This window comes from Deltaproteobacteria bacterium (assembly GCA_016210005.1).
In the GTDB taxonomy this organism is placed as follows: domain Bacteria; phylum Desulfobacterota; class Binatia; order HRBIN30; family JACQVA1; genus JACQVA1.
This window is the reverse complement of sequence record JACQVA010000017.1, coordinates 19,980-34,553: the sequence shown is the minus strand read 5'-3', so window position 1 is coordinate 34,553 and position 14,574 is coordinate 19,980. Positions and strand designations below refer to the sequence as shown.

Sequence of the window (14,574 nt, the reverse complement as noted above, 5' to 3'; positions counted from 1 at the left end):
CGGGCTGCCACGCATGGACGACATCGCCGAGTTCTTCAAAGTCTTTGCCAAGCTTGCTGAAGGACCCTAACATCTCACGTCACCGTGTCCAGCGAACACTTCTCGGGCAGGATCAGGTCATAGAGGTCTCGCCAGTCCGGGTTCTGAGCTTCGATCAGCTCGATCTTCCAGGCGCGACGCCACTTCTTCAGCTGCTTCTCCCGCACGATTGCGGTCTCTGCGCAGCCGTGCGCTTGCCCTCCGAGAGCGTTACAGAATCGCGCCCGACGCCTTGAGGGCGGCGATCTCGTCCCACGAGAGTCCGTGTTCGAGTAGCACTGCCTCAGTGTGTTGCCCCATCTCCGGACTCGGGCGCAGGGTGGGCACCTGCTCGTCGAATTGCACCGGGCTAGCGACGAGTTGGAACTTGCCCTTGTCGCCGCCATCGACCTCGGGAAGGTAGCCATTGGCGATTGCTTGCGGGTCGTCGAGTATCTCCGCCGGTGTTTGCATCGGTGCCCACGCGCCTTCCATGGTCGCGAGCTTTACCCGCCACTCATCGAGCGGCCGCACCGCGAAGGCTTTATCGAGCTCGGCGATGCACGCCGCGCGGTTTTCGAAGCGAGCTGCGTCGCTAGCGAACCGGGGGTCGTCGATCAGGTCGGGCCGATCGATGTGACGGCAGAAGTCCGGCCAGTGCCGTGACGCCTGCAGCATGACCAGCATGATCCAGCGCCGGTCCTTGGTCGGGTAGGCGTTGGCGACCGGATTGAAATGGGTGGCGCGGTGGTATGGCGGCATCCAACGCGCCGGATCGACCAGCTTGCAGGCCACGATATCGGGCGCCAGCACCCACATGGCGGTGCTGAGTAGCGAGACGTCGATCACGGCAGCGGTGCCAGTGCGCTCGCGCCGCAGCAAGGCCGCGGTGATGCCGCCTGCTAACGCGAGCGCGCCGATCGAGTCGCCGAACGCCGGCCGTTGCATTACCGGTTCGTCCGCGGCCGCCGGTGTCAGCGCGGCAGCGAGACCGCCGCGCGACCAGAATGCGGTGGCGTCGTAGCCGCCCTTCTCGCAGTCCGGCCCGTGCGGCCCCTGGCCCGAGCCGCGCACGTAGACGATCTTCGGATTGATGGCGCGGATGTCCTCGACGTCGATCTGCAGACGGCGCCGAGCATCGGGCAGGAAGCTGGTCACGAACACGTCACTGTCCCGCGCCAGCCGGTAGAGCAGCTCGCGGCCGTCGGGCGTCGCGAGGTCGAGGCCGACGCTGCGCTTACCGCGGTTGGACTGCTGCATCATGAAGTCGACGTTGCCTTCCTTCGACTTCCAGCCCATCGCCGCCAGGCCGCGCTGCGGGTCGCCGGTTGCCGGGTGCTCGATCTTGATCACGCCGGCGCCCCAATCCGCCAGCACGGCGCACGCCGCCGGCACGAACCACCACTGGGCGACTTCGAGGACCTTGAATCCTTGCAACGCTCCGTCCATCGCCAATCGCTCACGCCAGATCGAGCTTGAACAACCGGATCGCGTTGTCGCGAAAGATCTTGCGGGCCTCGCCGGCCGGCACCTCGCTGAAGCGCTCGCTCGCGATCCGGCGCGAGTTCGGGAAGGTCGTGTCGCTGTGCGGATAGTCGACCTCGAACATCAGATTGTCGACGCCGATGTGGTGGCGCGCCGTGATTCCGACGGCGTCGTCGAGGAAGTTGGCGAAGATCTGCCGGCGAAAGTAGAAACTCGGCTTCTCGGTGATCGGCGGCTTACTCCAGTGGCGATGCTTGTGATAGACCTCGTCCGCGCGTTGCAGCAGATAGCCGATCCAACCGATGCCGCCTTCCGCGGAGACGAAACGCAGCTTTGGGTGGCGGTGTAACAGGCCGCTGAAGATCATGTCGGCAATGACGGTGAAATTGGCTGTCGGTCCGACCGTGATGAATACTGTTGCCGGCGAGCCCTCACCCGGTGTGAGTGGGAACCAGCGCTTCTGTGTCCCCGAGGCGATGTGCATCGACACCGGGACGCCCGCCTCTTCGACTGTGTCCCACAGCGGGTCCCAGTACCGGTCGGACAACCGCGGATAGCCCATACTCTGCGGATCGTTCGGCATTGAGAGCGCCTTGTGACCGAGCCTCAAGCCGCGCTGGAACTCGGCGACCGCCAGCCTCATATCCCACAGCGGCACGATCGTCTGCCCGATCAGCCGCCGCGGATTCGGCGCGCACCAGCTATCGGCGAGCCAGTCGTTGTAAGTTTGCAGGCAGCGTAGCGCCAGCTCCTTGTCGTTGGCTTCGGAAAACGTCTGCCCGGCCATGCCGGGCGTGCTCGGGAACAGCACTTGCGCCTCGATGCCGTCGAGGTCCATATCCTTGAGCCGTTCCTTGGGATCGTAGCAGCCGGGTCGCATGTCGGCGAAGCGCGCCGCCTTCGGGTTGTAGTCTTCGTACTTCTTCCCGGCCATCACTGACAGCCCGGTGTTGATCAGCTTCTGGTCCTCGAAGACCCAACGCTCCTCGCCGTCGAGCTCGACGATCTGCGGCGCGCGCGACTGGTACTTGGCCTCCAACCGCCCGTGCCACACGTCTGGCGGCTCGATGATGTGGTCATCGGTTGAAATCAGCATATAGTCGATCGCGCTGGTCATACTTCCTCCCTGACCGAGAACAACGCCCCAGTGATAATGGTTGATCTTCGTATACGCAGATGGTCCAACGCCGATCAAAGACCGAGTTTGCATGAGTCCCATAGGTCGCCGCCATAGATCGGCAATCCGCCAAGGTCTTTGCCGCGCTTGCGCGCGCCCCAGTCCGGCAGTAAGCTCGCGCAAGCGTGTGGGTCGATCGACAGCAAGTGAAGTAACGGGGTGTGTGCTGGCGGCCCTTTTGTGGAAGCACGAATTCAACGAAAGGAGTACGGCATGGCAGTGCGTTATGTGAAGAGCATGGCTCAGTACCTCGTCACCAAGGCCGGTGGGCGCGTGCAGCTGCTCTGGGGCGACGCCTGTGAGGTGGTGAAGGTCGGCAGCAAGGACAGTGTCGTACGAGCGCGCGGCGTCGAGGGCAGAATCGGCAATCAGCATCTCGGCGACGAGTCGCTGCTCGAGCTGTACGTGATCGATGTCGGCCAGGGCGACGGCGTGCTGATGAAGACGCCGGATGGCCGCTGGCACCTCATCGACGCCGGGATTGCCAGTGAGGACCAGGACACCAAGAAGGGGGCGCCGAACTTCCTGCGCTGGAAGTTTCTGACCGACCTTGGACAGACGGCGGTGACGTTGAACAACGTCATCATGACGCACGCCGACTACGATCATTACGGCGGCCTCATCAACGTTCTCGGCGGTCGTCTCCCCGCCGCCGGCTCGCGGCCCGAGCGCACCTTCGCGGTGTCGGTGGACAATCTGTACCACAACGGCATGGGGCGATTCCGCGGCGCCGACCCGCTCGGCCAGACCCGATCGGGGAGCGTCGTCCCCTTCCCGCGCGGCCATCGTGGCATCGACCGCGACGGCACGTTCATTACCGAGCTGCTCAACGGCAAGGACGACTTTCGTAACCCGGCGCGCCCGTTCGATGGCGACTTCGCCCGCTGCGCGGCACTGGTCGGCAAAGTGCCCAAACACGTGAGCCGGCTGTCGGCCGCCGACGAGTACCTGCCGGGCTACCGGCCGGAGCAGGGTGCCTCTGTTATACGAGTGCTCGGCCCGATTGCGGAACGCCTCGACGCCGACGCTGTCGGCCTGCGCGACCTCGGCAGTGCCTCGGTGACCCGCAACGGTCACTCGGTTGTTATGCGGGTCGAATATGGTGCCTGCCGCATCCTGCTCACCGGCGACCTCAACACCGCCGCCCAGCGACTGCTCCTGAGCTACGTCTCCAATGACGAGTTCAGCGCCGACGTCGCCAAGGGCTGCCATCACGGCTCCGATGATATCGACTTGGAGTTCGTCAAGGCCATGGCCGCACGCGCAACGGTAATCTCAAGCGGTGACAACGAAAGCTACGCCCACCCGCGGCCGCGGGTGTTGGGGGCGTCGGCTCGCTACGGCCGTGAAAGCCTCGCGCCGGACGGAGCCGTCCAGCCGCCGTTGCTGTATTCAACCGAGCTGGCCCGTTCGGTTGCGCTCGGGTATGCGGATGCCTTCGAGTTCGACTACCAGAGCGGTGATAAGAAGGCGGTCGCGAAGGTCAAACCCGCGGCTGCGCGCTTCGACCCGCCAGGTAAAGGTAAGGCGCTGCGCCCGCTCGGGCAGACACCGCTCGCGCTCGATTTGGTCTACGGTCTGGTCAACGTGCGCACGGACGGCAACTTGGTCCTGGTTGCGACCATGCGCGAGAGCGGCAATCAGTTCGAGTACCAGGTGTTTCGCGCCGGCGTATCGCCCTGAGGAACCAGCCGGCGAATGCGCCGGCTGGGCGAGGCCGTGAACCCGCTCAGCCTCCTAGCCGCGTCTTCATCTCAGAACGTGCGTCCCCAGCTCTCGGCCTAGCGTCTTCGCAGCGGGGTTACTTTGGTGCGGCGGGTCATGGTGGTGCGCCGTGCAGGCTGTGGACGCGGCACCAGCTGGGCGGCGCGCTGGGCGAAGCTGTGCATGCCCATCTGTTCGTAGCTCTCCACCGCCGCTGCCAGCAGTTGGCGGGCTCGGTCGCGGTCGCTGGCGGCGCCAGTAGTCAGCAGCATCGCCGCGTAGTCGTGCTGTGTGTGTGCGAGCAGCGGACGCGCACCCATTCCCCCTTCAATTGCCAGTGCGTCCTCGAAGTGCTGGCGGGCATGGTCGGGCCGAGCGATGAGCGCTGCCAGGCGGCCGAGCGGTCGCGCGATCGAGGTGGTGCAGGTACCGACGACGTTGACGGCGTTGCGGTCGCGGAAGGGCAGGAGCAACCGATACAATAGCTCGGCGCGGGCAACGTCACCGAGTGTGGCGCAGACGTCGCCCAAACCCGCCATGGCCACCAACCAGAACATGTCGCGCGGTATGCCGGCAAAGTCTCCGGCCGCCAGAATGGCGAGTTGGGCCTTGGCCTCGTCGGCGCGATTGAGTTCGGCAAGCGCGTATAGCAGCCCGCAGCGCCATGACGGTACGGTCGGAAATTGGGCGACCAGGCCTTGCAGCATGGGCTCGACTTCCGCCACCCGACCTTGCTCGCGGCGCAGGGCGAGGATTTGCGCGCCGTACATCTGGCTGATGTTGCTGCTCTGCGCCCGTTGCCCGATCGCAAGCGCCTGTTGCGAGAAGCGCTCGCTGTCGCTGAATTGGCCGGCGAGAAACGCCTGCAAAGCCCGAAAGCCGAGGACATACCATTCGTAGTATGGCTGGCGCAGCTGCTCGGCCAGCCGAGCACACGCGGCGAGGTCCAGTGTCACCGCGTGGATGTCGCCGACTTCGAGGGCATCGATCAGCCGGAAGCGATGGGCCTGGAGCGCCATCTCGAGATCCCCGACTCGCTCGGCCAGGCTGACCATGGCGTTGGCGGCGGCGGTGCGGTCGGCAAGATTATCCGGCCCCCAGATGGCCCAGTGGCGGCACGACAGCGTTCCGACTTGGGCCGCGCTGTCGCCGATGCGCTCGGCCATCTCGACCGCGCCGCGGCTGAGCGTATCGCGGCGCGGCAGCGAATTGGGCAGGTCGTACAGCGCCACCGCCTGGCGCGCGGTCACTTGCGCGCGCAGGGCGCTGTCGTGTGCCGGCAGCAAGGCCGATGCTTCTTCCAACAGATCGATCAACACCGGGTCGATGGTGCCGAGGGTAAAGCCGCGAAAGCCACCGCCGTAACCGAGCGCGGCGCGCGCAAAGCGCTCCGGCGCCTGCTCCGCCCGCGCCGCAACCGCCGCGGCATGATAGGTGGCGCGGGCGCGCGCCAGCTCGCCCGCCCGCCATTGGTTGTGCCCGAGGGCCAACAGCAACTCCCCCCGCCGGCCGGCGAGCGACGGATCGAGCGCGCTTAGTTGCAGGGCGCGTTCGTATTGGCTGGCGGCATCTTCGTACGCCAACTGCATCGCCGCCTGCTCGGCGGCGCGCTCGGCGTAATGCACCCCTTTGTGCACCTCGCCGCCCACGGCTGCCTCAGTGAAATGGTGCGCCAACTCTGCCAGACGGATGCCGCTGTCGCGCTCGGACGAATGCTCCAGGGCCTCGCCGGCTCGCTGGTGCCAAGCGATTCGCTCGGCTGTACTCAAGCCCTCGTAGAGCGTCTCACGGATCAAGGCATGCCCGAAACGATACGCCCCGACCGGTTGCGGCATAGTCTCGATGATCCCGGCCGCACGCGCCTCATCCAACAGATCCAATAGCGTGGCACGCGGGGAGGGTATGGCCTCGTCTACTGAGATGACGAGCGCCGAGGCCTCGGCTAGCAGGGCAATATCGAAGTCGCGCCCGAGGACCGCGGCGCCTGCCAACAGCGCGCGGCAGGCGGGCGACAGCTGCCCGAGACGCCGGACGATGGCGTCGCGGACCGTGGGCGGCACTGACAACGTCAGCGTGCCGGTGGCGAGCTGAGCGAGTTGCCCGCTGGCGCTCAGGAAGCGGACCACTTCGGTGACGAAGAACGGATTGCCCTCGGTCTGCCGGTGAATGGCGCTGACCAGTGATACCGGCGGCGTTTGTCCGAGCACCCGCTCGACGAAACGGGCGACGTCGCCGGCCTCGAGGCCGGCGAGTTCGATGCGCTGGCTGTTGGGTGCGCGCACTAGATCCCCTAGGGCGTGGGTCAGCGCTTGCTGCGGTCGCACGTCGGTGTCGCGGTAGGTTGCGAGCACGAGGACGCGGGAGTCCGTAATTGCGCGGGCAACGAACTGCAACAGCAGCAACGACGGGGTGTCGGCCCAGTGAAGGTCGTCGAGGATGACGGCCAGCGGTTGTGTCCGACCACTGGCGTCGAGCAAGTTGACGACGCCCTCGAACAAGCGAAAGCGAGCCTGCTCGGTCTCGGCGGGTGCGATCGCGCCCGCCAGCCCAGGCAGGCGGGCGGCCAGCTCGGGCACCAGCTGCACCAGGTTGGCAGCGCCGTGACCCAACAGCGCCGGCAGCGCCGCCGACTCCAAGTGCCGCAGATGCGTGCGCAAGATCTGCGTCCAAGGCCAAAAGGGCGGCGCCCCCTCGCCCTCGTGGCAACGACCGATCAGCGCCCGCACCGAGCGGGCCCGCGCGAGACTGGCCAGTTCATCCGCCGTCCGGGTCTTGCCGATGCCCGGCTCGCCGCAGAGCAATACCAGTTGGCCCCGGCCCGCGGCGGTGGTCGCCAAGGCCCGCTGCAGCGTGGCTAGCACCTGCGAGCGACCGATGAAGTTGCCGTTTGCTGTGTAACCCGACTCGCCGCCGCTGGCGAGCTGGCCGGCGACCGCGCCGGCGGGATCAAGTTCGGTAGTCGGCGCGACAAACCGGTAACCCCGCCGGGGTACGGTGGCGATCACGCGCTGGCAATCGCCGCGGTCGCCGACCGCCTGGCGCACCGCCTTGATGCAATACGACAACGCAGAGTCGCTGACGAACTGCCCCGGCCACAGCCGCTCGAATAGCTCCTGTTTGCCCACGACTCGATCCCTGTTGGTGAACAGGTAGGCCAGGAGGTCGAACGCCTTCGGTTCCAACTTGATGGCGCGGCGATTGCGCCGGAGCTGGAACAGTTCGTCATCAAGCTCGAATTCCCCAAAGGCCCGAATCATCGCCGTACCCTCACGCTGTCTTCTTACCATGGAAATTCCCCGCTTTCCTCACGAAATCCTCAGCTGTCCCTCAAGCTTTGGCCCGGCGGCTGGGGTATTGCGACCATCAGTAAAACTGCGGGGCTCCGTGCCCGGCACTAGATCACGCTAGATCATAGGAGGCGGGCATGACGCGCGACCAGGGCAGCAGGCGAGTAAAGCGATCAGCACGTGGTGCCAGAGCGCCGCGAACGAGAGCATGGGTTCTCACCGCGGTGATGCTCTGCGCCGCCGCCTTCGGCTCTGCGCCGGCGCTGGCGTCGGTGCTGTTTTCGGACAGCTTCAATCGCAGCGCCGGAGCGCAGTGTGGCACCGCCAATGATCCGGCAAACCCGAACTATTCGCTCGGGATGAGTGACAGTGCCTTCGGCGGTACCGGCTCGAAGGGGTATATCGGGTTAAAAGGCACCGGCTTCTGCAACGTGGTCGGCGCGACGATCGAAAACAACAGCGTTCTCAACGCCAGCAACTACTACGGCGGTGGTGGGTTCGAGGTCAGCGCGACTTCGACCTGCTGCACCAGCAGCACCAACGTCGGACAGGATCTAAACATCCAGGCCAGCATACTGGTTCCGATGCAGGCGAGTCCCGGCGATAGGGGCGTTTACGCCTGCGACGTCGATGCCACGACGGCGAATATCTACTTCCGCAGCCGCAATGCGTACACCGGGGACGGCGTGCGCGGCGGCTCGGCGAGCGGCTTTCGGGTCGAGCTGGATAGTTTCGGAGAAGTTCGCGTCGCTCCCAAGAACACCACCACCCCCGTCATCCCCGACGGCATCGTAGCGCGGAGCGCGCGGCGGGCCGCCTTCAATGCCTCTGCTTTCCACACGATGCTGGTGTCGGTCCAGGGCAGCAGCCCGGCTACCCTGCGGGTGGTACTCGATAACCAACTACAGGTCTTCAAGACCTGGGACGGCCTGCTGGTGACAACGATCAGCCTACCGGCGGTTAGCGGGACCAACTCCGGCGCCACCGGCGTGGAATTCGAGTCCGATCCACGTGGCTTTATGGCCGGCCAGCGAGTCGACAATTACATCGTCTCCACAGCCGCACCGGTGATCCCGTGCACCGGCACCGGTGCCTGTGACGACGGCAACCCGTGCACCGTGAACGATACGTGCTCCAACAGTGACTGCTCCGGCATCCCGCTCGACTGCAGCAACCTCGATGATCAGTGCAATGCCGGCATGTGCGATCCATCGACCGGTGGCTGCGCGACGCTGCCGGTAAAGAACGGCCAAACCTGTGCCGACGGGAACCCGAACAGCAGCAACGACCAGTGCACGTGCGGTATCTGTCTCGGAACCTGCCAGAACCCGACGGCCGAGATCTGTGACGGGGTCGACAACGACTGCAACGGGCAGGTCGACGATGGCAACCCGGGCGGCGGCGCGGCGTGCAACACCGGTCTGCTCGGCGTTTGCGCGGCGGGCACGACGGCGTGCAGCGGCGGGGCGCTGGTGTGCAACGGGAACCAAGCTCCCAGCGCCGAGGTCTGCGACGGGGTCGACAACGACTGCAACGCGCAGGTTGACGATGGCAACCCGGGCGGCGGCGCGGCGTGCAACACCGGTCTGCTCGGCGTGTGCTCCGCGGGCACGACAGCGTGCAGCGGCGGGGCGCTGGTGTGCAACGGGAACCAAGCTCCAAGCGCCGAGGTGTGCGACGGGCTCGATAACGACTGCAACGGGCAAGCTGATGACGGGTCAGTATGCCAAGTCCCGACCGAGACACCGTCGGCAACTCCGACCTCAACCCCGACGGCAAGCGCAACTGCCAGTCTAACCCCGACGCAGACACCCACCTTGACCCGCACCCGGACGCCAACCGCTACGCGTACGCCGGTACCGACTCGCACGCCGACGCCGACGCTGCCGCCGTGCGTCCTCGATGGTGTACTCAACCGCGGCGAGCAGTGCGACGACGGCAATGCCGTCAACGGCGACGGTTGCGACAATAATTGCAACTACGAACTGATTCCCGGTAACGGAGCGAGTCGCGGCGTGAATGATAAGCGTTCGTGTCTTGTCGAATGGGCCGTGGTTAACCCCAACAACACCCCCGCACTAGACCGGGGCGGCCGGCCCAACGGAATCCAGACTTGCCACAACAATGATCCGACGTGTGATTTCGGTACAGAGGCTACCGCCTGTGGGTTCAGGGTGGTGGCGTGTCTGAACAACCTCGATCCCAATCTGCCCACGTGTCCACAGATAGGTGTAGCCGATGCGATCCGCATCGTATTACCACGACAGAGTTACGACCCGGCCAACTCTGCCAGCCTGGTGGCGGCATTACAGGACCTGCGCGATTGGCGAACTGGCACAAGCGGGCTGCAGCTACCAGTTGTAGATACACAGATCGGCGTGTGCACAGCGCCCTTTACGATCCGAGTCCCTCTGCGCCAAAGAGGCACTTGGACCGGGGCGGGGCGAGTCAACCTGGCTACGGTGAGCAAGTCATACGTCAACTCGCCGCAGCTGGTACTTGACGTGGACGGGCTCACCCTAATCTGCGCGCCGTAGTCTTGATTCATTCCAGCGGCGATGGGAATGCGGATGAAGCAATAGCCCGCCATCTGCGCACGCCGGTTGCAGCACCCGGCGAAATGCGCTCTGCTGCGAAAGGCTGGCCGGGATGGTGCCGCCCGCTAATGGATGTCGCGTTGGGGCGGTCGCCGGGGAGTCACGCAAATGTGACTCGCTCAATACGAGGCGAGATCAGGGCAGTCATGCCGTGAGCCGGCTCTTGTGTCCGAGCATGCTGGGCACAAGAAGAACCCGCGGGAGGTGCGCCGATGAAGAAGATCTATCTCGTCCGTTACGCGCAGAGCCGTTTCGGCAATCTCGGCAACTATCCGATCGAGTCGATGATTGACGACGCGGGGGCGAAGGACCTCGACGACATCGACCGCCGCGCGATCGATTACATCGCCATCGCCGGCTTGTTGACGCCGACGCTGAATAGTCAACTACTTATCGCCGGGCTGGTCGCCATGGACCCGGCATACACCGGCAAGAGCATCAAGGCGGTCGCCAATGCCTGTGACTCGGGCGGCCTCGCAGTGCTCGACTGCGCCACCGCCATCTTGGCCGAGCAGGCGCACATCGCCCTCGCTATCGGTGTCGAGAAGATGCACCCGCTCGAAGGCAAGCTCGACTCCAAGGTCGTCGGCGAGGCGCTCGGCGCTGCCGCGCACAAGGAGGACTTGTTCCCACCGCTAACGTTCCCTCACTCGTTTGCGGTCATCATGGATAGCTACATGAAGGCGTACGGCTACAGCGAGGAGGAGTTCGCCTGCATCCCGCCGCTGTTCTACGAGAACGCCTCGCACAACCCGTTGGCGCACATGCACCAACCCAGAGCACCTGTGACCAAGGAGGCGGTGCTGGCCAGTCACCGGCTCTTCAGCGATCCGCCGCTGCCGCTCAAGCTGTTCGAGTGCTCGCAGATCTCCGATGGCTGGGCTCGAATCATCGTCTGCGACGACCAAGGGCTGGCGAGGTTGGGGGTGGGCAAGTCGGCGGCCACCGTACTGGTGGGGTTCGGCCAAGCGACCGACAGCTTATCGATGGCCTCGCGGGGCGAGAGCTTGCTCAAGCCGGTGGGCGCCGGACGCGCTTTCGCAGCCGCCATGCAGATGGCCGGCGCGAAGCCGCAGGACCTGTCACTGCAAGAGGTACACGACTGCTTCTCGGTGATGGGGCCGTTGGCCGTCGAGATCACCGGCCTCGCCGAGTCAGGCAAGGGGCTCAGGTACTTCATGGAGGGCTGGGCGCGCCGTGACGGCAGATGCCCGATCAACACCTCCGGCGGGCTCATCGCCAAGGGGCATCCGATCAGCGCCACCGGTGTTGCCATGATCGGGTGGGTGCACCAGCAGCTGCTCGGTACAGCGCCGGCCGCGCTGCAAGTTGCCAACGCCCACTGCGGTGCCACCCTCAACATCGGCGGCCCGATCTGCAGCACGGTAGCCACGGTACAGAGGACGGGTTGAGAGCGGGCTTTGACATCCGGGAATTTTGGGGTCGCATCCCGGCCCTCGGCGTCACATCTGGAGACCGGGCTTCAGTCGTATGAGCGCCGGCGCCAGGCCGGGTGCCCGGGTCGATGGTCGCGACTATTCAACGAGGGTCGAGATCAGCCGGCGAGCAGCTCTTCGACCGCCTGCAGGAGCTGATCCAAACCGAACGGCTTTTGCAGAAAACGGGCGCCCGGCAGCGCCGAGAGATCGAGGGCCCGATTGTGATAGCCCGAAATGAACAGCACCCGCATGCCGGGGTGGTGCTGGCTCAACCGCTGGGCGAGCTTGGTGCCGCTGCCGCCCGGCATCACCATGTCGGTGATCAGCACGTCAACCGCAACCCCGTTGGCGGAAGCGGCCGCCACGGCATCGTCGGCGGCATGGGCAACCAGGACGCGGTAGCCGGATTCCTCCAGCGCCAGCCGCACGACGTCGCGGACACTGTCTTCGTCTTCGGCAATCAGCACGGTGCGCGGCTCCTGGGGGCTGCGAGGCCGCAGCTGGGCGGCATGCGGCTGCGGCGCCGGCAGGTCGGCAATTTGGCCGCGAGGTAGGTAGATGTGAAAGGTGCTGCCCCGCCCCAGTTCGCTGGTACAAGTGATGTGGCCACCGTGCTGAGTGATGATCCCGAACACCGTCGCCAGCCCGAGACCGGTGCCATGACCTGGATCCTTGGTGGTGAAAAAAGGCTCGAAGATGCGCTCGCGCACCGCCGCCTCCATGCCGGGTCCGTTGTCCTGCACGCCGAGCAGTACATAGGCGCCGGGGCGCAGATGTTCGCTCAGCGCCGGGGGTACGGCCTCGAATTGCACGTTGGTGGCGCTGATGACAATCGTTGCATCCGGACTCGCTTCCGCATGCGCGCTCGGCTCCGCCCGGCTGCGCAAGGCGTCACGCGCATTGACCGCCAGATTGATGATGACGCGCTCGATCTGAACCCGATCGGCTTGCACCGGCCACAGCTCGGACAGCGTACTCACTTGCAGAGAGATCTGTTCACTCAAGAGCAGGCGCAGGACCGGTGCCATCTCGGCGAGCAAATTGCCGAGCTGTAATGGGCGAGTCTCCAGCGGCTGCTGCCGGCTGAAGGTGAGCAGCTGGCGGACCAGGCGGGCGGAATGGTCGGCGGTCTCGGCGATGCGCTCCACATGCTGGCGGCCGGGGTCGTCGGGGGCCAATCCGGTGAGCAGGAATTGCGCTGAGCCGATGATCACTGTGAGCTGATTATTGAAGTCATGAGCCACACCGCCGGCCAGGCGTCCGATCGCCTCCAGCCGCTGGGCCTGGCGCAACTGCGTTTCCAGCTGCCGTTCGTGGGTGACATCTCGTCCGATGGCGAGGTAGTTGATTACCTGCCCGGAGGCGTCGCGCACCGGCGAAATCGTCAGCTCGACCTCACACGACGTGCCGTCCTTGCGCTGTTGCACGTGGCAGCCGGACCACACCTCGGCGCGGGCCAAAGCGGCGCGCAAGTTCTGGCGCAGCTCGGGCTCGATCGGTGCGAAGACGAAGCGGGCGGGGCTTTGGCCGCACAGTTCGTCGCGGCTGTAACCACTGAGCCGCTCACCGGCGGGGTTGACGTAGCGGATGGTTCCGTCCGGGTCGGTAACGACGATAAACTCCGCCGCCTGCTCGACCGCGGCGCTCAGGCGCGCGCGGTCGGCCTCGGCCTGCTTGCGCTCGGTGATGTCGCGCGAGTTCACCAGCACGCCGGCGATCACCGGATCAGCGATGAGGTTGCGGCCTACGCCCTCGAAGGATTTCCAGGAACCGTCCTTGTGCCGGAAGCGGAACTCGACCGAACGGCTGGTGAAGCCTTCACCGACGCCTTCCAGAAAGGCGTCCACAATCGCTTGCCGATCCTCCGGATGCACCAACTCGAAGACCCTGCGGCCGATGAGTTCCTCGGCGGAGTAGCCGAGCAGCCGCGTATGCGCCGGGTTGACGTAACGCACGGTGCCGTCGGGATTGAGGATGCCGATCAGATCGAGGGCACCCTCGATGAGCGCGCGGAAGTGGCGCTCGCTAACTTGCAGTGCTTCCTCGGCGCGCTTGCGGTCGGTGACGTCGAGAAAGGCGACCTGCAGTGCCGGCTTGCCTTGATACTCGATCCGGCTGGTGTGGGTTTCGAACCACCGCAGGCTGCCGTCCTTGCGCGCAATCCGCGTCTCGGTACGCGAGGGGATGGGCACGCCGGCTAAGAGCAGCTCCATGCGCCGCGCCACCTCTGCGCGCTCCGCGGGGTGGATGCGCTCGGCCATTTGCGCCACCGGCATTTGCAGCAACTCCGCCACGGAGACGCCGCTGATGCGGGCCAGGGCCGGGTTGGCGAACACCATCGCCGAGCCTTGGATGATCGCCAGGCCTTGCAGCGACTCCTCGACCACCGCGCGATAGGCTTGCTCCGTCTGCCGGCGGGCGCGCCGCACTTCGACCTCGCGCAATTCGCGCTCGATCGCCGGCACCAAACGTACCAGCTTGTGTTTGCTGACGTAGTCGTGCGCCCCGGCGCGCATTGCGCTGACCGCGATCTCCTCGCCGACCGCACCGGAGACGATGATGACGGGCAAGTCGCAGCCGTGTTGCCGGATCAACGCCAACGCCGCCGGGGCGCTGAACTGCGGCATGACCCAGTCGCAAGTGATCAGGTCCCACTGCCCATGCTGCAGCGCGGCCGCCAGCGCCGGCGCCGTATCCACTCGCTCCCAGGTTGGGTCGTACCCGCCGCGGCCGAGCTCGTGCAACAGCAAGGCCGCATCGTCCTCGGAGTCATCGATCAGCAAGACCCGAATCGGAATGCCCATGCGCCCTTAATTAAGCACCGGGCCGGAGTTTCCCAGCAACCGCTCGAAGAAGTCAAGCGCTTG

Annotated in this window: 7 protein-coding genes; 3 read left to right on the top strand and 4 right to left on the bottom strand. The window is 65.6% G+C overall.

Going from position 1 to position 14,574, the window contains the following annotated elements; genetic code table 11:
- Positions 1-249 precede the first annotated feature (249 nt).
- Complete coding sequence (locus tag HY699_03220; GenBank protein MBI4514811.1) at positions 250-1,467, bottom strand: CoA transferase; 1,218 nt, start codon at positions 1,465-1,467, stop codon at positions 250-252.
- 10 nt (positions 1,468-1,477) lie between these two features.
- The gene (locus HY699_03215; GenBank protein MBI4514810.1) at positions 1,478-2,620 is read right to left on the bottom strand and encodes an amidohydrolase; all 1,143 of its coding nucleotides are present in this window, start codon (positions 2,618-2,620) and stop codon (positions 1,478-1,480) included.
- 273 nt (positions 2,621-2,893) lie between these two features.
- Here HY699_03215 and HY699_03210 point away from each other — a divergent pair, with 273 nt between their 5' ends.
- Positions 2,894-4,363, top strand: a complete 1,470-nt coding sequence (locus HY699_03210; protein ID MBI4514809.1) for an MBL fold metallo-hydrolase — start codon at positions 2,894-2,896, stop codon at positions 4,361-4,363.
- A 98-nt stretch (positions 4,364-4,461) separates the two neighbouring features.
- On the opposite strand, the gene HY699_03205 is transcribed toward HY699_03210, so the two are convergent.
- The gene (locus HY699_03205) at positions 4,462-7,641 is read right to left on the bottom strand and encodes an AAA family ATPase (protein MBI4514808.1); all 3,180 of its coding nucleotides are present in this window, start codon (positions 7,639-7,641) and stop codon (positions 4,462-4,464) included.
- A 167-nt stretch (positions 7,642-7,808) separates the two neighbouring features.
- Between HY699_03205 and HY699_03200 the strand changes: the two genes are divergently transcribed.
- Both HY699_03200 and HY699_03195 read left to right on the top strand, forming a co-directional pair.
- Positions 7,809-10,208: a hypothetical protein gene (locus HY699_03200; protein ID MBI4514807.1), complete on the top strand. Its 2,400-nt coding sequence runs from the start codon at positions 7,809-7,811 to the stop codon at positions 10,206-10,208.
- Between the two features lie 272 nt (positions 10,209-10,480).
- Positions 10,481-11,680: a hypothetical protein gene (locus HY699_03195; protein ID MBI4514806.1), complete on the top strand. Its 1,200-nt coding sequence runs from the start codon at positions 10,481-10,483 to the stop codon at positions 11,678-11,680.
- Positions 11,681-11,823: 143 nt separating this feature from the next.
- Here HY699_03195 and HY699_03190 read toward each other — a convergent pair whose 3' ends face one another.
- Positions 11,824-14,511, bottom strand: coding sequence for a PAS domain S-box protein (locus tag HY699_03190; protein ID MBI4514805.1), 2,688 nt, complete (start codon positions 14,509-14,511; stop codon positions 11,824-11,826).
- Positions 14,512-14,574 lie beyond the last annotated feature (63 nt).

Excerpts from the sequence above, each read along its gene's own strand:
- HY699_03210 (MBI4514809.1), top strand. The coding sequence starts at position 2,894 with ATGGCAGTGCGTTATGTGAAGAGCATGGCTCAGTACCTCGTCACCAAG.
- HY699_03195 (MBI4514806.1), top strand. The coding sequence starts at position 10,481 with ATGAAGAAGATCTATCTCGTCCGTTACGCGCAGAGCCGTTTCGGCAAT.
- HY699_03205 (MBI4514808.1), bottom strand. The coding sequence starts at position 7,641 with ATGATTCGGGCCTTTGGGGAATTCGAGCTTGATGACGAACTGTTCCAG.
- HY699_03190 (MBI4514805.1), bottom strand. The coding sequence starts at position 14,511 with ATGGGCATTCCGATTCGGGTCTTGCTGATCGATGACTCCGAGGACGAT.
- HY699_03220 (MBI4514811.1), bottom strand. The coding sequence starts at position 1,467 with ATGGACGGAGCGTTGCAAGGATTCAAGGTCCTCGAAGTCGCCCAGTGG.
- HY699_03200 (MBI4514807.1), top strand. The coding sequence starts at position 7,809 with ATGACGCGCGACCAGGGCAGCAGGCGAGTAAAGCGATCAGCACGTGGT.
- HY699_03215 (MBI4514810.1), bottom strand. The coding sequence starts at position 2,620 with ATGACCAGCGCGATCGACTATATGCTGATTTCAACCGATGACCACATC.